This window comes from Streptomyces montanus (assembly GCF_005786655.1).
GTDB classification, from domain to species: Bacteria; Actinomycetota; Actinomycetes; order Streptomycetales; family Streptomycetaceae; genus Streptomyces; species Streptomyces sporangiiformans.
In genome coordinates, this window is record NZ_VBZC01000033.1 from 82,160 (window position 1) to 101,310 (window position 19,151).

Genomic DNA, 19,151 nt, shown 5'->3' on the forward strand with positions numbered 1-19,151 from the left:
ACATGTCACTCGGTTAGATGAGTGTGGACACCAGAACACCCCGCACTCCCACGGGGGACCGCTCGTTGGGTTTCGACGACGCTCCCGCGCTGAGCATGGTGAAGGTGCCGAGCGATCCGGCGCAGGTCATCGTCAATCATGCGAGCTTCCGTGTGCAGCTCAACACTCCGTCGCGCACGCAGTCCCCGCCCGCCGCACGGTACTTGAACTCCACGCAGGACAACGCGCGCGTCCCCGTCGGCGGCAGGGCCGTCGGCGCCCGCCGCCGCTCACCCGTCGTCTGGAGCGGGAGATCCGCACCCGACGACACCGGCGCCACCCGGCTGCTGCAGGCCGTACGGAGCACCAGCGTGCCCTACGGCGCCGAGGACCCGATGGGCGACGCGGGCGCGACCCAGGTCATCCCGCGCATCGGCGTCGACGGCTCCGGCGGATACGGCAGTTACGGCTCGGGCGGCTACAGTTCGCGCGGATACGGCGACGACAACAGGTACGACGCCGGCGGCGGCGCATACGGCTCAGGCGGAACATACGGGGCCGACGACACATACGGGGCCGACGGCGGATACGACGCCGACGCCACCCTCCCGACCCCCAGGGTCGGCGGCCCTCGCGACCCCATGACCCCCCTGCTGCCCCAGATGCGCAGGGCGGGCAGCGCGTACGAGGAGATGGAGGAAACTCCGTACGCGCAGGGCGAGTTCGCGGGTGACTCGTACGAGGACGGGGAGAGGGACGGGCAGGAGTACGGGTACGGGTACGGGGACGGGGATGGGGCCAAGGACGGGGAGGACAGCGGCGACCAGGCCGGGTCCGGCCGCGACACCCGGCTCAGGGCGCACCGCGCCGGTTCCGTGCGGCACGCGTACTACCCCGACCGCCGTCTGAACCTCGGCGTCGTCCTGCTCCCCCTGCGCGTCTTCCTTGGCTGCATCTCCATCTACGCCGGCATGGGCAAGCTCTGCGACCCCGTCTACTTCGACGGCGGGGAGCGCGGCTCCATGGTCAAGTGGCTGAACTCGCTGCACCCGTGGGAACTGGCCGAGCCAATGCGCCAGTTCGCGCTGGAGCACCCCGTCGGCTCCGGACTCCTCATCGCCTTCTTCCAGGTGATCGTCGGCGTCCTCACCGTCCTGGGCCTGTGGCAGCGGGTCGCCGCCGTCGTCGGCGCGATGCTGTCGGCCGCGCTCATCCTCACCGTCAGCTGGAAGACCGTCCCCGTCTACGACGCGCCCGACATCATCTACCTCGCCGCCTGGTCGCCGCTGATCATCGCGGGTGCCCCCGTCTACTCCGTCGACAGCCGGCTCAGCGGGGAGGCCTGGCGCTCCCTCGGGCCACGCGCCGGGATCTGGGAGTTGCGCCGTCGCGTACTGCGCCGGGGCGGCTTCGTCGCGACCGTGGTCGTCGGACTCACGCTGCTCACCGGCTCGTTGCTCGGCGGCGCCGTCCGCGACGCCGACCGCGTGGTCGTCCCCGGACCGGGCGAGGCCCCGCGCAACGAACTCCCCGGCTCCCCGCTCCCCGACGAGCCCCGCAAGCGCCGTGACGGCCAGAGCCCTTCGGCGGCCGACTCGCCCACGCAAGGCGGGACTTCGGCAAGTCCCTCGGGCGGTGCCGCGAGCAGCCCGGGTGCGGCCCGTGAGTCCGCCACCGCCGGTACCGACGCGGGCCGGCCCAGCGAGACCCAGGGCACCGGGCAGGTCCCGCCTCGGCAGTCGGCCGCACCGCAGGCGCCGAGCACCAGTGCGGGCCCGTCCTCCTCGGGCGGAGCCAGTACGGGCGGCACGGGTTCCTCCGGTGGCTCGGGTGGCGGCAGCGGCTCCGGTGGCACCGGTTCGAGCGGCGGCTCGGGCGGCGGCAACTCGGACCGGCTGGTGGGTGGCCTGCTCGGGTAACACCCTTGGTCCCGTACTTGGTTCCGTACTTGGTTCGGCACGTCGATGGGGCCCCGCACTCGTGAAGTGCGGGGCCCCATCGACGTGCCGTGAGGAGGCCGAGGGTCAACGACCCAGCGCCGCCAGCTCCTTCGCCGCCTCCGTGAGGTCCTTCGCCGTGTCGATGGCGCGCCAGTACGAGCCCTGCGGGAGCGGATAGCCGGCCAGGCGGCGTTCGCGGGCCAGCCGTGGGAACGTGGTGCGCTCGTGGTCGCCGCGTTCGGGGAGCAGCTCGGTGAACTCGGGAGTGAAGACGTAGACGCCCGCGTTGACCTGGTACGACGTCGGCGGTGCCTCGATGAAGTCCGTGATGTGACCGAAGTCGTCGGTCTCGACGGCACCCCAGGGGATCCGCGGGCGAGCCAGTGCCAGGGTCGCCACCGCGTCACGCTCGGTGTGGAAGTCCGACATGTCGCGCAGCGGGAAACGGGTCCAGATGTCGCCGTTCGTCGCGTACCAAGGGCGGTCGGGGTGCGGGAGATGCTTGGCGGCGAACTTGAGGCCCCCGCCGCGGCCCAGAGGCTCCGTCTCGACCACGGTGGTGACGCGGATGGGGAACTCGGTCGACTCCAGCCACCGTTGGAGGACCTCGGCGAGATGGCCGCACGAGACGACGACGTCCGTCACGCCCTCCCCGGCGAGCCAGGCCAGCTGATGGCCGATGATCGGGGTCCCGGTGCCGGGAATCTCGACCATCGGCTTGGGCCGGTCGTCGGTGTAGGGGCGCAGCCGGGAGCCCTGGCCGCCGGCCAGGACAACGGCTTGAACGGGGCGCGACGCGACGTTCGGATCTGTCATGACGAAACTGTACGCGGCGCCCCGCTCGCGCATCGCGGGGATCATCGCTGCGTCCGTACGACCCCGCGGTGCGGCTGCTCGGCTGTGTGGCCGCCCGGCTGTGCGGCCCGGTGTTCAGGGCGTCTGGGCGGCGACGCCCGTGGCGAAGGATGTGTCGCAGACGGGGCGTGCGTACGACTGCGCGCGGGACGGGCCGTACACGCGGACGGCGGCGCGGCCCAGCGTGCGGGCGATGGAGGCGCAGTGCCTGGCGAGGGACGGACGGCCGTTCACCGCCTCCTGGAGGTGTGTGAGCGCCACCGCGGGGTCCTCCTCCTGGAGCTCCATCAGGAGCTTGTCGCGCAGCACCTCCTGCGGGGCGCGGGACGTGGCGGGCAGGGAGGCGTCCTGGGCGGAGGCGGCGAGTACCGAGGCCGAGGGCTCGTTCCCCGACCAGTTGACCCGGGCGACCGCGAGAGTCCCGGAGAGCACCAGGACGACGGGCAGAACAAGGGCGAGGGTGCGGCCGATCCGGCGGGCCGGGCCGCGGCCGCGCCGCGCCGGTCGGCCGGCGGTGCCACGACTGTGTCGTGTCGATGGGTTAGTGGAGTGCTTCACGCGAGTGAGGGTAGCGCGGGGTGGTGATTTGGCTACATTTGGTAATCAATTCGGGGGACGACTGACCCCCGATTCATGGCACGAGGTTGACGTACGTGGATCGAAATGGCCGGTATGCCGGGGTATTTGTCGACAAGGCAAAGGGCCCCGCAGTGGACTGCGGGGCCCTTTTCGTCAACCTGGATGATTTCACCCGCTATGGGGTGTCATCGTCTCAGTCGAAATCTCAGTCGGAGAGGCGCTCACCGGTGGACGTCGAGAAGACGTGGGTCTCGCCCGGACGCGGCACCACGTGGAGCGTGGCGCCCTTCTCCGGGACCGCGCGGCCGCTGACGCGGACGACCAGGTCCTTGAGGTCGTCGCCGACCTTGGCGCTGCCGTAGACGTAGCCGTCGGCGCCCAGCTCCTCGACGACGTTGACCGACACGGCGAGGCCCGCCGGGGCGTCCTCGGTCTCCTTGGAGAGGGCCTGCGCGGCGCCGCCGTTCTGCTCGACGATGTCGAAGTGCTCGGGGCGGACACCGACGGTGACGGTCCGGTCACCCTTGTCGGAGGCGGCCTTGAGCGCGTCCCGGTTGACCGGCACCACGCTGTTGCCGAACTTCACGCCGCCGTCCGTGATCGGGACCTCGACGAGGTTCATGGCCGGGGAGCCGATGAACCCGGCGACGAACAGGTTCGCCGGCCGGTCGTACATGTTGCGCGGCGTGTCGACCTGCTGCAGCAGACCGTCCTTGAGTACGGCCACCCGGTCGCCCATGGTCATGGCCTCGACCTGGTCGTGGGTCACGTACACGGTGGTGATGCCGAGGCGGCGCTGCAGCGACGCGATCTGCGTACGCGTGGAGACACGGAGCTTGGCGTCGAGGTTCGACAGCGGCTCGTCCATGAGGAAGACCTGCGGCTCACGCACGATGGCGCGACCCATCGCGACACGCTGCCGCTGGCCACCGGAGAGAGCCTTGGGCTTGCGGGCCAGGTAGTCGGTCAGGTCGAGGATCTTCGCCGCGTCCTCGACCTTCTGCCGGATCTCCGCCTTGTTGACGCCCGCGATCTTGAGCGCGAAGCCCATGTTGTCGGCGACCGTCATGTGCGGGTACAGCGCGTAGTTCTGGAACACCATGGCGATGTCCCGGTCCTTCGGCGGCAGGTGCGTGACATCGCGGTCACCGATGCGGATGGAGCCGGAGTTCACGTCCTCGAGCCCCGCCAGCATGCGGAGCGAGGTGGACTTGCCGCAGCCGGACGGACCGACCAGAACAAGGAATTCGCCGTCCTCGATCTCGATTTCGAGACCATCGACGGCGGGCTTCTCGGTGCCCGGGTAGATCCGGGTCGCCTTGTCGAACGAGACAGTGGCCATGGTGAATGGGCCCCCTTCACCGGCAGGAACGTGCCGGACGATCCGTTGTAAAGGTGGTGTGCCACCACGGGCGGTTCCGTGGTGGTGTAGTCCACATAGGTGAACTGGGTCAGGACGGTACCCGGGGTTCACTCGTTCTGTCAGTAGGTGGGAGGCTGTGAACTTCGCGGAAATTTTCGACGGGGCCCACCGGTGACGTGGGTACACTGCACGGGCACGCACGCGTGCACGGGCTGCTGGCACGCATGCCCACCCGCCTCCTTAGCTCAGCTGGTCAGAGCGCCGCTCTTGTAAAGCGAAGGTCGTCGGTTCGAATCCGACAGGGGGCTCTGTGCTCTACCTGGGAAAACGCCCTCACGATCTTGGATCGTGAGGGCGTTGACGGCAGAACCTGACGGCAGAACCTGACGGCAGTGCCGCTTTCGCACGAACTACCGGACGGTTCGCCTGGCTGCTCCGGGAAGGCCCGGCACGTGCTGCGGTGCGGGGGTGTGTTCCGGCGGGGAGACGGGGGGTTCGTGGGGTGTCTGCTCGCCGGGGGTATCCGCCGGGGGCTCTTCGGGCGTCTGCGTGCCGGGCGTTTGCTCCCCGGGTGTCTCCTCGGGTGTCTCCTCGGGAGTCAGTTCGGGCCGCTCCGATGTCTCGCCGGGTGTCTCCTCGGGTGCGGTTTCGGTAGGCCGCTGGGTGCCGGGAGTCGTTTCACCGCGCGGCGGCTCTTCGCACTCCGGCTCCTGGCCGGGCCGGCGCTTCAGGCCGCCCACGGCAGGCGACTTGCAGATGTAGCTGGTGACGCCGTTGTGGCCGTCGATGATCTGCTGGCGGGTTTTCGAGCCCTTCTGCAGGTAATTGTTGATGAAGTGGATGGCCAGGGGGTTCAGCTCGGGCTGCGGTGGCGTCGCTTTGGCGGTGGGGTCAAGTGAGTCGTTGTTGATGCTGTTGATGATGTCGTTGGGGAGCAGGATGTAGCGGCTGTCGTCGGTGTTCAGAGTGGTGGGATCCTCATCCTTGAAGGGCGGTGCGATGTAGATCGCTCCGATGGGAGAGGGGCCGGGGCGTTTGGCCGATACATCCGCATCCAGATCTCGCTTGACCTGCCGAATGATGAAACAACCGTCGCTGTGGGCGACCAGAACGACTCGGTTGCCGGCGTTCAGTTCGGTGCGCACCTGCTTCTTCAGCTCGCCGTACGCGGGGCTCTTCCTGGCGGCTTCCGGCGAGGCCCACCTGTTCACCAGCCCTGGCATGGAATTCTTCAGAGCATCTCCGGCGGCCGTCACCGTGACCATCAGGTCAGGCACTGCGAGTGGATGGGTCAGGGAGTCGATCAGGTCGACCACCTCTTGAGGCTTGTCCTTCTTGACGTCCGGAGTCTGGGCCGCGGCCATACCGGCGCGCACGCTTCCTACGGGGTCCACGGCGCTGCGGTTGTACACGGTGGTGATCTGCTGCACCAGGGCGTCGCCCAGCGCGGTCCCGGCCTGGGGCAGATCCAGGACGCTGTTGTTAAGGACGCCGTTGGTGAAGAAGGTCGTCACCGTGGGCTGGGCCTGGGCCTGGGCCGGGGCATTCGGGGCGGCCCCCGGATCTCCTCCGACTGCCTGTCGCCCGCCGGCACCCTGGTTTCCCTTCCTCGAGGGAGCCTGCACCGTCACCGAGTGACCGTTCAACTCGGCATTGTTCTCGAGGAATGCTTCCATGCCGTCACGCCTTTTCCACTGGCGGGCGTGTGAGGCGAGCACCTCCCCGAGCATTTCCTGCGGCTCCATTCCCGCGTCCCGGGCGTCGGCCATGGCATCGGCGACGTCCTGGAAGGCGCGCTGTGCCTCGTTGCCCCGCAGTGGCTGTTCCGTGGCGGCGAGGCGATCGCGGAGTTCTTCGGGTGCGTCTTCTTGCCTCGATGCCCCTGTCGCCGTCGGACCGCATGCTGTCGTCAAGGTCCCGGCCGCGCCGAGCGCCAAGGCGGTCCCTGCCGCGGCAAGGGCTCTTCTCCAATCGCGCTCCGACCGGCGCGGGTGCCTGTTTCGCGCATCTACGCGGGCGTGCGTCGTGTTCCTCATCTCGGCTCCGTTCCGCGAGATATCCCCGGCGTGGAAACCTGGGCGGGCGCGGTTTACGCAATCACGGTGACACGCCCCACGCGGCGGCGCTCGACGCTGTCCGCTGAACGGGGGGTCACCCGCAGTCACGTACCGTCGGCTGCCGCACGGCCGTATCGCGGGCCGGTTCGCCCGGGTCGAACCGAGACTGCGGGCCGGGCGGTTGGTGCTGGGGCTGCTGTCGGACCTGCCGCGCAAGAACCGCTGGACGATCGTGGAGTGGAGCAGCGAACAGGGGTATTCAAGGGTCCCACCAGCAGGAACGAACGTTGTGCCGCGGATGCGTCGGCGCCGGTCGGGCGCCGTCGCGCATCCGCGTGCCGGTCGGGTCGGCCCGGTCGGGGCCGGTTCCCTCGGCTCGGGGGCTTTCGGGGGTCCGCGGAGGATGGATCGCGGACGCTCCTCACGCGCGGGGCATGTTCCGCCCCTCACACCGCCACTGGCACAGGCCTGCCCGACCGTGCCCCGAGGTGCTCCTTGAGATGTCCCTTGAGGGTGAAGCCGGCGGCGGACGCCTCCCGGCGGGTCAGCGGGATGCCGCTGCCGAGGATCCTGCGCGCCGCCATGTGGTCGGCGGAGCGGTTGACGGACTCGACCGCGAGAAGATCGTCCCCGCGGAAGAGCAGGACGGAGAAGGCTCCGGAGTTTCCGGAACCTCCGGAATCCCCGTTCAGGACCACCTGGGTGTCGTGGTCGTGACCGAGCCCCGCGATCTGCAGGGTCGTCGTGAACTGGGTGCTCCAGAACCAGGGCAGTTCGTCGTACGTCCTGGTGGTGCCGGTGAGCCGGTCGGCGACCAGACGGCCGTGGTCGACGGCGTTCTGTACCGACTCGAGCCGCAGGCGCCTGCCCGAGCGCGCATGGGGGAACGCCGCGCAGTCGCCGACCGCTGAAATATGAGGATCGCTCGTCAGCAGCCGGGAATCGGTGACGATCCCTCCGGCGACTCGCAGCCCGGCAGCCTCGGCCAGTTCCGTGCACGGGGTCACTCCGACACCGACCAGCACGAGGTCCGCCGGCAGCCGGCGGCCGTCGGTCAGTTCCACCGCGGCCACCCGCCCTTCGCCGCCGCCGCTGTCGCTGTCGCCGTGGAAGCGGGCGATGCCCTGCCCGAAGTGCAGTTCGTTGCCGTGCTGCTCGTGCAGGCGGGTGAAGTGCTCGGCCGTCGGTGCCGAGGCGACTCGGGCCAGGGGTCGCCCGAGTGCCTCCACGACTGTCGCCTCGTGTCCCAGGTCGTGGGCCGCGGCGGCGAATTCGAGGCCGATGAACCCGGCGCCGACGACGACCACGTGCGCGGCGCCGGCGAGGTCCTTTTTGAGGCTCTCGGCGTCCGCGAGCGTGCGCAGGGTCCGTACGCCGCGCAGGCCGGAGCCGGGTACCGGCAGGGCCCGTGGCAGGGCCCCGGTCGCCAGGACCAGGTGGCCGTAGTCGTGGACGGTGCCGTCGTCGAGGCGCACGGTCCGCGCCGCCCGGTCGACGGCGACCGCGGTGCCCGTGACCCGCTCGATCGCATGGCGCTCGTAGAACGTCTCGGGCCTCAGCCACAGCCGGCTCTCGTCCGCGTCCCCCTTGAGGTACGCCTTGGACAGCGGCGGGCGTTCGTACGGGAGGACGCCCTCGTCGCCGATGAGGGTGATACGGCCCGAGTGGCCGCCCTCGCGCAGGGACACCGCGGTCTGTTGGCCGGCCTGCCCGGCGCCGATGACGACGACGTGCCCGGCCTCTTCTCGCGTACTCATCACGTCTGCCGTTCGGGGAGGTGGACGATCAGGCCGTCGAGGGCTTCGGTGACTTCGAGCTGGCAGCTCAGCCGGCTGTTGGGTTCGCGCGGGCAGGCCGTGAAGTCCAGCATGTCGTCCTCGTCCGGCTCCATCGCCCCTGGCTTGTCGAGGCTGTCGGGGTCGACGAAGACATGGCAGGTGCCGCACTGGGCGTAGCCGCCGCACTGGCCGACGATGCCGTCGACGTCGTTGGTGAGGGCGCCGCGCATGACGGTGGTGCCCAGAGGGAGGTCGAGCGTCTGCTCGGCCCGGTCGGCGGCGACGTAGGTGATCTTGGGCATGGGGGACTCCTCGGGGAGGGTCTGCGAAGACGGTTGATGGGGCGGCGAAGACGGTGGATGGGTGGGTGCGGGTCGGGGGATGCCCCGCGGGGGTGCGGTGTGTCCGGGGCAGGCGGGGTTCGCCGGGCCCGGACGGCGTTCCGCGGGGCCGGTCCGGTCAGTGCGGTGCGCCGGCTGGAGACCTCGCCCGGCCGGTGCTGCCTGGTGGCGGTCGCTCCGTCGAGATGATCCGCACGGGATGCGCGTGCGGCCTCCTCTTCACCGCCTGTCCCGCGGGCAGCAGTTCGGCGCTGCTGTGGACGGTCGGCAGGACGGAGCGGACGCCCAGCGCGGCCACCGCACCGTGGCAGTCCTCGCCCAGCCTGACGTCGGCGAGCGCGGGGACCGGGCGGGTCGCGTCCGGTGGATGCCAGGTCAGCAGGGTGGGTGGTTCCTCCGGGCCGGAGAGCGTGAAGTCGGTCATGGGTGTGTTGAGTCCCTCTCCCGTGGCCTTCAGGACCGCTTCCTTGCGCGTCCAGTAGGTCAGGCAGGCACGGGCGCGCCGCTCCTCGGGGAGCGCCTCGACCGCCGCCCGCTCGACGGGAGTGAGGACCAGTTCGTACTCCGGCGGCAGTTCGGGGCCGCTCCAGGGCTCGGCCTGTTCGACGTCGAGGCCCAACGGGCTGCCCAGGGCGATCGCCACCGCCACGATGTCGCCCGAGTGCGAGATGGACAGTTCCCATCCCGCACCCGCGCCCACCGCGTGCGGCTTGCCGTGGGGGCCGCCGCACTCCGTGCACCGTGTGCGGAAGCGGATCGCCTCGGGGCTGGTGCCCACCAGCGAGGCCAGGGCGGTCTTGGCGAGCATCCGTCCCGTGACGAAGCGCGCCAGGTCGAGTTCATGGGCGAAGGACGAGCAGCGCAGGAGCTCCGAGCTGTCCAGCAGACCGAACCAGGACGACGGGTGGGGCAGCGGTGGCAGCGACCAGATGTGGCACTCGGCGGCGATCTGCGGTGCGTCGGCGCCTCCGGCGAGAACCGGCGCGGAGCCGGCTGCGGGGAATGGCGTCATTGCGGTTTCACCTCCGTACCGCGGCAGAGCCTCTGCCGCCCTACCGAGTCTTCGCTCCGCCGAGGTGCCGGGATAGCAGGAAATCCTCCGCTGTCGGGGGGTGGAAAACCCTCCCCCAGGGGCCCGTTATCGCTTCCCGGCCCGCCAGTTAAAGGCCTGCCCGGCAGGCGAAGCTGAGGCGATAACAGCCCGAAAGCGCGCCTCCCTAACTTTCTTGGCAGACGGAAAAACCGCAGCTCAGGCAACTGGGCTTCTGCCGAGAGGGACTGAATCAAGATGAACACCAAGTGGGTTGTCGCAGCCAAGTCCGCCATCGTCGCGCTCGTCGCCGGAACGGCCCTCTACACCGTCGGCGGTACCGCCGTGAGCACGCTCGGCGCCGGCGTCGAGGACCCGGGCGGGTGGGGTTCGTCCAAGGTCACCGCCGCCGCCCAGCAGGACCCGGGTGGTTGGGGTTCGGCGGTCGCCACCGCCCAGCAGGACCCGGGTGGTTGGGGCTCGTCGGCCGCCACGGTGCAGGAGGACCCGGGTGGTTGGGGTTCGTCGAAGTCCGCGTCCACCGCCGGCTTCAGCACCATGCAGGACCCGGGCGGCTGGGGCTGAGCCGCAGTCCGCTGCCGCTCCCCGGGAGCACCGCTCCCACCAGCTCGCTGATTCTTCTTCGTACGTTCTTCCGCGCACCTTCTTCTGCGCACCGGTCCTGACTCCACCCGGCGATTTCCATCCGAGAAGCGGAGCCGCGAGGGGTGATCCACAAACCCCCGCCGATCTGACCGCTCTCCGCCGGAGTGTCCGAGAAACCCGCCCCTTCTTCCCGGCGGTACACGGCCCGGCCAACTCCCCGTATAACCCTCCGCGTCAACTCCCCGCTTTTCACCGGCTGTTGCCTGCGCATACGGCCAGTGCTCCGGACCGGAACAGGTCCCCTGGTGACCTACATTGGTTGTCGTCCGGAGGTCGGGACTTCGACAGGGGGGAGCCGGGGTGGGCGAACAACTCAGGTTCAAGGTCTTGGGACCGCTCGCGGTGACCGCGGGCGAGGCGAGCGTGCCGCTCGGCGGCGCGCGCCAACGGGCCATCCTCGCCCTGCTGTTGGTCACCCCCGGTCGCGTCGTTCCGGTCGACACGATGGTGGACACGGTCTGGAACAGCAATCCGCCACCCACCTCACGCACTCAGGTCGCGATATGCGTCGCGGCACTCCGGAAGATCTTCAAAAGCGCGGGCGCCACCGACGACGTCATCGTCACCTCCCACCCGGGATATGTGCTCAACACCGAGAGCCACCGCTTCGATTCGCTGGACTTCACCGACCTGGTCCAAACCGCCGAACAGTGCGCCAAGGAGGGCCGGCTTCCGGAGGCCGCGCAGAACTACGCCCAGGCGCTCGACCTGTGGCGGGGGCCCGCCTTCTCCGGAGTGAGCGGGCAGTTGATCGAGGACGAGGCGGCCCGGCTGGAGGAACACCGGCTCAACGCCTACGACGACTCCACCCTCGTACACCTGGAACTCGGCCAGCACCAGGAACTCATCCCGGAGCTGGCCGCCATGGTGCGCGAGCACCCGCTGCGCGAACGCATCCGGCACCATCTGATGCTCGCGCAGTACCGCTCGGGCCGACGCGCCGACGCGATGGAGACCTACCGGGACGCCCGCACCCAGTTCATCGACGAACTCGGCATCGAGCCGGGCCCGGACCTCAATGAACTCCACGACGCGATCCTGCGCGACGACCCCTCGCTCGCTCCCGTGGCGCCCACCGTGGAGCGCCGTCCGGCCCAGCAGGCCCAGGCCCAGGCGCCGGCCCCGGCGCTCGCCGTGCCGTCCGAACTGCCGCCCGACGTACCGGCCTTCACCGGTCGTACGGAGGAACTCGCCGCCCTGGAGAGCCTGGTGTCCTCGGAGGCCGAGGACCGCGGCTCCACGATCGGCCTGATCACCGGCGCCGCCGGGATCGGCAAGAGCGGTCTGGCCATGCGCTGGGCCTTCCGCGCGGTGGAGCACTTCCCGGACGGTCAGCTCTTCGCCGACCTGCGCGGGTACGACGAACATCACGAGCCCGTCTCCGCCCACGACGTCCTCAGCCGTTTCCTGCGCTCCCTCGGTGTGCCCGGTGAGCAGGTGCCCACCGACCTGGAGGAGCGGGTCTCGCTGTACCGGAGCCTGCTCACCGACCGCCGGGTCCTGATCGTCCTCGACAACGCGCGCACCTACGCGCAGGTCCGCCCGCTGCTGCCCGGCGGCGGACAGTCCTGTGTGCTCGTCACCAGCCGGGACCAGATGGAGGAGCTCGTCACCTGGCCGTCGCAGGCCCGGGTGCATCTGGGCCTGCTGTCCGAGCCGGAGGCCGTCGAGCTGCTCACGGCGATCGTGGGCGAGCGCCGGATCGCGACCGTCCGCGCCGATGCCGCCCGGCTGGTCGAACTGTGCGACCGGCTTCCGCTGGCCCTGCGGATCGCCGCCGCCCGGCTCGCCTCCAAGCCGCACTGGACGGTGCGCTATCTGGTGACGCGACTGAGCGACGAACGCCGCAGGCTGGACGAGCTCAGCCAGGGCGAGTCGCAGGTCCGCGCCAGCCTCGCGCTGAGCTACCGGTATCTGCCCGAGGAGGCGGCCCGGCTCTTCCGCAGGCTCGGGCTGCTGGACGTACCGGACTTCACGGCCTGGGTCGGTGCCGCGCTGCTCAACAAGGAAGCGCTGGACGCGGAGCGGCTCATCGAGGACCTGGTCGACGCCCAGTTCCTGGAGGTGGTCAGCATCGACCCCACCGGGCAGCTGCGCTACCGCTTCCACGGCCTGGTGCGGCTGTACGCGCGCGAGCGGGCCCGGCAGGAGGAGTCGGAGCCCGACCGGCTGGCCGCCTCCACCCGTTTCCTGCGTACCTTCCTGACCATCGCGGAGGAGGCCGACCGGCGCGAGAACGCCGGCAGTGGCACCGGGGTGCACAGCGGTGTCCAGCGGCGGAGGATCGACTCGGGACTTCTGGACGAGCTGCTCGCCGTGCCGCTGGAGTGGTACGAGGCCGAGCGGCTCGCCCTGGTGGCCTCGGTGCGGCAGGCAGCCCGGATGGGGCAGGCCGAACTCGCCTGGGATCTGACGGTCTGCGCGTCGATCTTCTTCGGCACCCGCAACTACAGCGAGGACTGCCGCAGGTGCTGCGAGGACGCACTGGAGGCGGCCCGTGCGGCGGGCGACCTGCGCGGCCAAGGGGCGATGCGCTACCTCCTGGGCTCCCTCGAACTGGGCCACAGCAGGCTGGAAACCGGCATCGAGCACTTCGAGGAGGCGCTGCGCCTCTACGAGGAGGCTCAGGAGGACCACGGCAAGGCGATGGCCATGCGGTCCATCGGTACGAGCGAACGCATGCGGGGCGAGCTGGACAGCGCCATGGAGCGCTTCTCGGAGGCCCTGCCCATATTCCGCGACGTCGGCGACCGCTACTGCGAGGCGCACACCCTGCACAACATGGCGGAGACCGAACTCGACCGGGGGCGGCCGGAGTCGGCGATGCAGTTCGCCGTGGACGCGGTGCGGATCGCGGAGCGGGACACGGACAGCACACGCGTCCTGGCCCAGGCGGTGCACCGGCTCGGCCGGGTCCACCTCGCCCTGGGACAGCTGCCGGCGGCCGAGGAGGCGTTCCTGCGCGCGGTGCGGATCGTCAAGGAGAAGTCCGACATGATCGGCCTCGCGCACGCGCTGCTCGGGCTCGGTGAGACCCGCCTCGGCAAGGGCGACGCGGAGGCGGCCGAGACGACGCTGGCGGACGCACTGGACATAGCGGAGGACTGCAGGATCCCGCTGGTGGCCGGTCAGATCAGCCTGGTGCTGGGCGATGTGAGCAGCCGGCTGGGGCGGGTGGAGGCGGCTCGCCGCCATCTGCGCGCCGCCCAGGAGAAGTTCGCCGTGGTCGGGGCGTCGGCTTTGGAGCAGCGGGCGGAGCAGGCGCTGGGCGCCCTGGTGGGCTGACCGTTGGCGCGTGGACGCGCAGAGTGCCCGTGACCTGGAGGGCATCCGGGGCACGGGCACTTTTCTTACCGCGGGAGGCTTACCCGAAGAGTTCCGCCAGCGCCTCCATGTCGATCGGAACCGGCGGGAGCCGGTAGTCCGCGGGCGGTTCGGCGTTCAGCAGGTGGCGGACCAGGAAGTCCCACTTGCGCTGGGTCACGTAGTGCTCGTAGCCGAAGTAGATGTGGTCGGCGTCCGGGACCACGACCAGCTCGAAGTCCTTGCCGTGGGCGATCAGCCGCTCGGCGAGCCGCAGGGTCACCTGGGGAGGGACCCGGTCGTCGAGGCCGCCGTGGATCAGCAGGAGCTTCCCGGAGAGCCGGTCCGCCGACTCCGCGTTGGAGAGGGCGGCGTACGCCTCCGCGTCGAACGGGCCGTGGTACGCCTCGGCGAGGCCGGGCTCCAGATGCCGGAAGTCGTGCATGCCGGACTCGGCGACACCGACGCTGAAGACGTCCGGGTGGCGCAGCAGTGCCCGCGCGGCGGCGTACCCGCCCGACGACATGCCGGTGACGCCCACGCGGTCCAGGTCCATCCACGGCCGCGTGGCGGCCAGTTCGCGCAGCGCCGCGACGTGGTCGGTGAGGCCGCAGGCGTCGCCCAGGTTGCCGTACGAGGCGTCGTGGAACGCCTTGTCGCGACCGGGTGAGCCCTGGCCGTCCACGGCGATCACGACGAAGCCCAGCGCGGCCAGGGCCTCGGCCTCGTACCCGTAGTAGCCGGGGTCGAAGGACGGGCTCACCCGGCTCGCTGTCGGCAGGCCGTACGGAGTGTCGAGCACGGGGTAGCGCCGGGAGGGGTCGAAACCGTGGGGGAGATACAGAAGTCCGTAGATGTCGGTCTTGCCGTCGGCGGAGGTCACCCGGAACCGTTCGGGCCGGCTCCAGCCGGCCTCCTCCAGGCGTGTGATGTCGGCGCGCTCCAGCTCGACGAGCACGCGGCCGGTCCAGTCCCGCACGGTGATCACCGGTGCGGTGCCGGTCGTGGACGCCGAGTCGATGAAGTACGCGCCGTTCTGCGCGACCGTGACGGCGTGGTCGAGGTCGTCGTCGGTGAGCCGGGTGAATCCCGAGCCGTCCAGGCCTGCCCGGCACACCGACCGGCGGTAGGGGTCCTCCTCGACGAGCCCGGAGGCGAGGAAGTAGACCACGCGCTCCCGCTCGTCGACGTGCAGGATCTCCTGCACACCCCAGGGGCCCGAGGTCACCTGGGCGAGCAGTTCGCCGGTCTCCGCACCGAACAGGTAGAGGTGGCCCCAGCCGTCGCGCTGGGAGTACCACAGCACCTCGCTCCCGCCGGCCAGGACCTTGACCATGGGCGGCTGCAGTTGCTGCTGGGCGGGCTCCACCCGGGTGGGGCCGGTCTCGGTCAGGACGGTCCGCACGGCGCCGGAGGCCGGGTCGAGCCGGTGCAGGCTCAGGGTGTGCGCGTCCCGGGTCCGGCTCAGGTAGTACACGGCGGAGCCGTCCTCGGCCCACCAGGCCCACTTCTGGAAGATCGGCGACATCATCGACATGGCCACCGGCTCCGCCCGCGCGGTGGTGACCGAGCCGGTCGTGACGTCGAGCACGACGAACTCGGCGAGGGGTATCCGCTCGTCGCCGGGCACGGGGAAGCGCGGGGACAGCAGGGTGGGGTCGCCGCCGTCGGCGGGCGCGGCCCGCACCAGGTGCGTACGCCGGACGCCGCGCTGGTCGGTGCGGTGGGTCAGGACCCGTGTCGAGTCGGGGGACCAGGCCACGGCGGGCGGCAGGTGCGGCAGCCCGAGCTTCGTCAGCAGGGTGGAGTACATGAGGTAATCCGGGTTGGCGCCGTAGTCCAGGTCCTCGGTGCCGTCGGACGTCAGGGCCCAGTCCCGGGTCCCGTCCAGGGAGCGGGCGCGCAGGTCGTGGCCGGCGCGGTAGACCGCGTGCTTGCGGTCCGGGGCGGCCGCCTCGAGCGGGTTGCCGGGAGCGTCGCCCTCGGCCTTCTCGCACACGTAGTCCGTCAGACGGCACCGCCAGTGCTCGCCGAAGGCATCGAACTCGACGGCGTCGGCGGTCGGTTGGATCGCCGGGAGCGGCAGTGCCGCCGCGTCGACGTCCTGTCCCGACGCGGCCGCCAGCGCCACCGCGAGACGTTCGTGGTCGAACGCGTCCTGCCGGGTGCCCGCCTTCGGGTCGACGAGGACGTATCGCTTCCCGGCGGCCGTGTTCGCGGTGTACCAGAAGCGGGCGCCGTCCTCGATCCACCGCGGCGTCACCTTGTCACCGAGGACGAGTTCCTTGCGGTGGTGTCGCAGCAGCCGCTCCGCCGTCCGATAGGCCTGCACATCGAGTGGATTCCTGTGCATGGGTATGCCCTTCCTTCGGGGATATTGAATCCGGGATGCCGTGGGAGAAACGGCGAAATTCCTCGGTGTTTCCTTGGCGGGGCGGTCCGGGAATCACCGGCTTCGTCATCATCGCCACCGCACCCCGCCCTTGACCAGTCAGCTGCCCGGCGTCCGCCCGATGTCCTGTCGACAGGACATCGGGCGGACGCAAGGAAAGCGTCAGTCTCCTGTCCTCGCCGAAGAATTACGCGAGGCGCCGCTGATGTAGAGGCCGCATAGAAGTGAATGCCACAGTTACGGCCTGAGCGGGAAACTGGACTGCGTCACAAGTGAACACAGGAACTGAGGTGCTGTCGTGAGTACGCAGAACCCGGAAAACGTCGTGATCGTGGGCGGAGGCATCGCGGGCTCGATGACCGCCGCGTATCTGAAGGCAGCATTCCGCGAGCGGATTTCGGTCACGCTGGTCGAGGACGAGCCCGGCAGCGCCGCCGCGGAGAACGACGAGACGACCCTCGGTGACATCCGGAGCTTCTTCGATTTCCTCGGCCTCGAGGAAGAGGACTGGATGCCGGCCTGCGACGCCACGTACAAGCTCGCCGTCCGCTTTCAGGACTGGAACCGCCCCGAGCAGCATTTCTACCTTCCGTTCGAGGACACGCGGGAGGTGGCCGGCTTCCCCCTGACCGAGTGGTGGCTGCACAACGGGCCCAGCGGGCGGTTCGACCGGGACTGCTTCGTCGCGGCGTGGCTGTGCGACGCCGGACGCAGCCCACGGCAGTTGGACGGATCGGCGGCCGGCGGGCTGGGCGGTGCGTCGGCAGGGCCGGACGGTGCGCCGGCCGGTTGGGGTGGTGCTGCGGGCCCCTACGGCTATCACTTCGAGGCCGGGGCGCTCGCCCGGTACCTCACCGGGTACGCGGTGGGGCGGGGCGTGCGGTACCTCGCCGATGAAGTCCTGGAGGTGCGCCTGGACGCGCGGGGCTGGATCGAGCACGTGGTCACGAAGGAGCACGGGGAGATCCACGGGGACCTGTTCGTCGACTGCACGGGCGACCGGGGACTGCTTCTGCACAAGGCGCTCAAGGTGCCCTACCTGTCCTACCAGGACACACTGCCCAACGACAGCGTGGTCACGTTGCGGGTGCCCACCCGTATGAAGGCGCGCGGCATCCCGCCGTACACGACGGTGGCCGCGCGCGGGTCGGGGTGGATCTGGACGATCCCGCTGTTCAGCCGGATCGGTACGGGATACGTGTACGCGCGGGAGTACTGCACGCCCGAGGAGGCCGAGCGCACGCTGCGCGAGTCCGTGGGGCCGGAGGCGGCCGGCGTCGAGGCCGTCCACGCCCCGCTGCTCGTCGGGCGCAGCCTGCGCGCGTGGCAGCACAACTGCGTGGCGGTCGGGGCGCCGGGCGGCCGCGTCGAGCCGCTGGAGGCGACCGGGGCCTCCTTCGTCCATCACGCGCTGGAACAGCTGGTCAGGCACTTCCCGGCCGCCGACTGGCACCCGAAGCTGAGGGACAGCTACAACGCCTCCGTCAGCCGGGTGATGGACGGGGCGCGGGAGTTCCTGACGCTGCACTACCACGGTGCCGCGCGCGATCACACGCAGTACTGGCGGGACGCCAAGACCCGGCCGGTGCCCGACGCGCTCGCGGAGCGCATCGCCCGCTGGCGGGTGCGTCCGCCGGGCGCGGAGCTCGTCCCGCCGTACCACCAGGGGCTGCCGCCGCACGCCTACGCCTGCCTTCTGCTGGGCACGGGGGCGATCCCGCTGCGCCCGTCGACGGCGATCACACTGGTCGACGACACGGCCGCACGCAGGGAGTTCGCGGCCGTACGGGACGAGGCGCAGGGGCTGGTCGGCACGCTGCCCACGCCGTATGAGTACATCACCCAGATGAGCTTGATGAGTGGGTGAGCCGCTGAGCCGCTGAGCGGCCGAGTGGCCGAGTGGCCGAGTGGCTGAGCCGGTGAGTGGCTGAGTGGCCGAGCCGCTGAGCGGCCGAGTGGCTGAGCGACTTAGTGCCACTGGTCCAAGGGGCGGTGCAGACAGGGGTCAGAGGCGAGGATGGCGCGGTGGACCTCGCGCAGCAACGGCCCCGGTTCGACGCCGAGTTCGTCGCCCAGCAGTCGCCTGCCGTGGTCGTAGAGGGCCAGCGCCTCGGCCTGGCGGTCGCACCGGTACAGCGCCGTCATCAGCTGGGCGCGGAAACGTTCATGCAGAGGGTGCCGGTCGACGAGCCGGGTCAGTTCCGGCAGCACCTGCGGATGTCTGCCGACCGCGAGGTCCGCCTCGACGCGGCCGGCCAGTACGGAGATCCGGGCCTCTTCGAGCGGCGGTCCCTCCGAACCCGCGAGGTGTTCCGAGACGTTGGCGAGTACCGGCCCGCGCCACAGCGTGAGGGCGTCGCGCAGCAGGTCCCCGGCCTCCTCGTACTTCCCGGCGAGAATCGCCGACTGCCCCTGCCCGGCCAGGTCACGGAACCGCAGGAGGTCGAAGGAGGCGGTGCCGATCCGCATCAGATAGCCGTGCGGGCGGCGGAAGATGCCCACGTCGGGCCCGAGCGTTCGGCGCAGCCGCGAGACGTAGTTGTAGATCTGCGCGGTGTGCGTGGCGGGCGGACGGTCGCCCCACAGGAGCCAGCTCAGCTCCGCGTCGGGGAAGAAGGAGCCCTCGGCGATGAGCAGCGCCGCCAGGACCGTTCGCTGCTTCTCCCCGTCCAGTCGCATTTCCGCTCCGCGGGCCCGCACGGACACAGGTCCCAGAATGCCGAACTCCATTGAAATACCTCGTAGATCCGCAGGGAAGAGCGCCGTGTTGCGCACCATCAATTAGCCCGGGGGTCGCTTCGGTGTCCATGAGGCCGAGTTCATGATCCCTCGGATGCCGGGGACTCGGCCGGTGTCCTGTCGGCAGGA

The 19,151-nt window shown here is 70.4% G+C and carries 13 protein-coding genes, 1 tRNA gene and 1 pseudogene; 6 read left to right on the forward strand and 9 right to left on the reverse strand.

Annotation, left to right across the window (positions count from 1 at the left end; genetic code table 11):
• The first annotated feature begins 17 nt into the window (after positions 1-17).
• Positions 18-1,898, forward strand: a complete 1,881-nt coding sequence (locus tag FE633_RS27635) for a DoxX family protein (protein WP_246113855.1) — start codon at positions 18-20, stop codon at positions 1,896-1,898.
• 105 nt (positions 1,899-2,003) lie between these two features.
• Here the strand turns inward: FE633_RS27635 and FE633_RS27640 are convergent, their stop codons facing one another.
• The 3 genes from FE633_RS27640 to FE633_RS27650 all read right to left on the reverse strand — a co-directional run bounded on the left by FE633_RS27640 (position 2,004) and on the right by FE633_RS27650 (position 4,695).
• Positions 2,004-2,735, reverse strand: a complete 732-nt coding sequence (locus FE633_RS27640; RefSeq protein WP_138047900.1) for a nucleotidyltransferase family protein — start codon at positions 2,733-2,735, stop codon at positions 2,004-2,006.
• Between the two features lie 114 nt (positions 2,736-2,849).
• Positions 2,850-3,332: a hypothetical protein gene (locus tag FE633_RS27645; protein ID WP_138047901.1), complete on the reverse strand. Its 483-nt coding sequence runs from the start codon at positions 3,330-3,332 to the stop codon at positions 2,850-2,852.
• 226 nt (positions 3,333-3,558) lie between these two features.
• On the reverse strand, positions 3,559-4,695 hold the full coding sequence (locus FE633_RS27650) for an ABC transporter ATP-binding protein (protein ID WP_138047902.1): 1,137 nt from the start codon (positions 4,693-4,695) through the stop codon (positions 3,559-3,561).
• Between the two features lie 255 nt (positions 4,696-4,950).
• On the opposite strand from FE633_RS27650, the gene FE633_RS27655 reads away from it, so the two are divergent.
• Positions 4,951-5,024: transfer RNA gene (locus tag FE633_RS27655), tRNA-Thr, on the forward strand.
• Between the two features lie 102 nt (positions 5,025-5,126).
• Here FE633_RS27655 and FE633_RS27660 read toward each other — a convergent pair.
• Positions 5,127-6,653, reverse strand: coding sequence for a hypothetical protein (locus FE633_RS27660; RefSeq protein WP_138047903.1), 1,527 nt, complete (start codon positions 6,651-6,653; stop codon positions 5,127-5,129).
• A 238-nt stretch (positions 6,654-6,891) separates the two neighbouring features.
• Between FE633_RS27660 and FE633_RS27665 the strand changes: the two are divergent.
• Positions 6,892-7,023: pseudogene (locus FE633_RS27665) on the forward strand (IS701 family transposase); the annotation flags it as partial.
• A gap of 196 nt (positions 7,024-7,219) precedes the next feature.
• Here the strand turns inward: FE633_RS27665 and FE633_RS27670 are convergent.
• The 3 genes from FE633_RS27670 to FE633_RS27680 form a co-directional block, all read right to left on the reverse strand.
• Positions 7,220-8,530: an NAD(P)/FAD-dependent oxidoreductase gene (locus FE633_RS27670; protein WP_138047904.1), complete on the reverse strand. Its 1,311-nt coding sequence runs from the start codon at positions 8,528-8,530 to the stop codon at positions 7,220-7,222.
• A complete protein-coding gene (locus tag FE633_RS27675; RefSeq protein WP_138047905.1) occupies positions 8,530-8,853 on the reverse strand; it encodes a 2Fe-2S iron-sulfur cluster-binding protein in 324 nt (107 codons plus the stop codon). Before FE633_RS27675 ends, FE633_RS27670 begins: the two co-directional genes overlap by 1 nt.
• 157 nt (positions 8,854-9,010) lie before the next feature.
• Positions 9,011-9,904: a 4'-phosphopantetheinyl transferase family protein gene (locus tag FE633_RS27680; protein ID WP_138047906.1), complete on the reverse strand. Its 894-nt coding sequence runs from the start codon at positions 9,902-9,904 to the stop codon at positions 9,011-9,013.
• Positions 9,905-10,180: 276 nt separating this feature from the next.
• Between FE633_RS27680 and FE633_RS27685 the strand changes: the two genes are divergently transcribed.
• Together FE633_RS27685 and FE633_RS27690 are read left to right on the forward strand one after the other, a co-directional pair.
• Positions 10,181-10,507 (forward strand): hypothetical protein, encoded by a 327-nt coding sequence (locus FE633_RS27685; RefSeq protein ID WP_138047907.1) that lies wholly within the window; start codon positions 10,181-10,183, stop codon positions 10,505-10,507.
• A gap of 381 nt (positions 10,508-10,888) precedes the next feature.
• Positions 10,889-13,873: an AfsR/SARP family transcriptional regulator gene (locus FE633_RS27690; RefSeq protein ID WP_138047908.1), complete on the forward strand. Its 2,985-nt coding sequence runs from the start codon at positions 10,889-10,891 to the stop codon at positions 13,871-13,873.
• A 79-nt stretch (positions 13,874-13,952) separates the two neighbouring features.
• Here the strand turns inward: FE633_RS27690 and FE633_RS27695 are convergent, their stop codons facing one another.
• On the reverse strand, positions 13,953-16,244 hold the full coding sequence (locus FE633_RS27695) for a S9 family peptidase (RefSeq protein WP_138047909.1): 2,292 nt from the start codon (positions 16,242-16,244) through the stop codon (positions 13,953-13,955).
• 337 nt (positions 16,245-16,581) lie between these two features.
• Here FE633_RS27695 and FE633_RS27700 point away from each other — a divergent pair, with 337 nt between their 5' ends.
• Entirely contained in the window at positions 16,582-18,150 is a 1,569-nt protein-coding gene (locus tag FE633_RS27700; protein WP_138047910.1) for a tryptophan halogenase family protein, read from the forward strand.
• A gap of 101 nt (positions 18,151-18,251) precedes the next feature.
• Here the strand turns inward: FE633_RS27700 and FE633_RS27705 are convergent, their stop codons facing one another.
• Positions 18,252-18,962: an AfsR/SARP family transcriptional regulator gene (locus FE633_RS27705; protein WP_246113856.1), complete on the reverse strand. Its 711-nt coding sequence runs from the start codon at positions 18,960-18,962 to the stop codon at positions 18,252-18,254.
• Between the last annotated feature and the right edge of the window lie 189 nt (positions 18,963-19,151).

Coding starts and splice junctions, on each gene's coding strand:
- FE633_RS27640 (WP_138047900.1), bottom strand. CDS start 2,735: ATGACAGATCCGAACGTCGCGTCGCGCCCCGTTCAAGCCGTTGTCCTG.
- FE633_RS27650 (WP_138047902.1), bottom strand. CDS start 4,695: ATGGCCACTGTCTCGTTCGACAAGGCGACCCGGATCTACCCGGGCACC.
- FE633_RS27675 (WP_138047905.1), bottom strand. CDS start 8,853: ATGCCCAAGATCACCTACGTCGCCGCCGACCGGGCCGAGCAGACGCTC.
- FE633_RS27635 (WP_246113855.1), top strand. CDS start 18: ATGAGTGTGGACACCAGAACACCCCGCACTCCCACGGGGGACCGCTCG.
- FE633_RS27685 (WP_138047907.1), top strand. CDS start 10,181: ATGAACACCAAGTGGGTTGTCGCAGCCAAGTCCGCCATCGTCGCGCTC.
- FE633_RS27670 (WP_138047904.1), bottom strand. CDS start 8,530: ATGAGTACGCGAGAAGAGGCCGGGCACGTCGTCGTCATCGGCGCCGGG.
- FE633_RS27680 (WP_138047906.1), bottom strand. CDS start 9,904: ATGACGCCATTCCCCGCAGCCGGCTCCGCGCCGGTTCTCGCCGGAGGC.
- FE633_RS27705 (WP_246113856.1), bottom strand. CDS start 18,962: ATGCGACTGGACGGGGAGAAGCAGCGAACGGTCCTGGCGGCGCTGCTC.
- FE633_RS27695 (WP_138047909.1), bottom strand. CDS start 16,244: ATGCACAGGAATCCACTCGATGTGCAGGCCTATCGGACGGCGGAGCGG.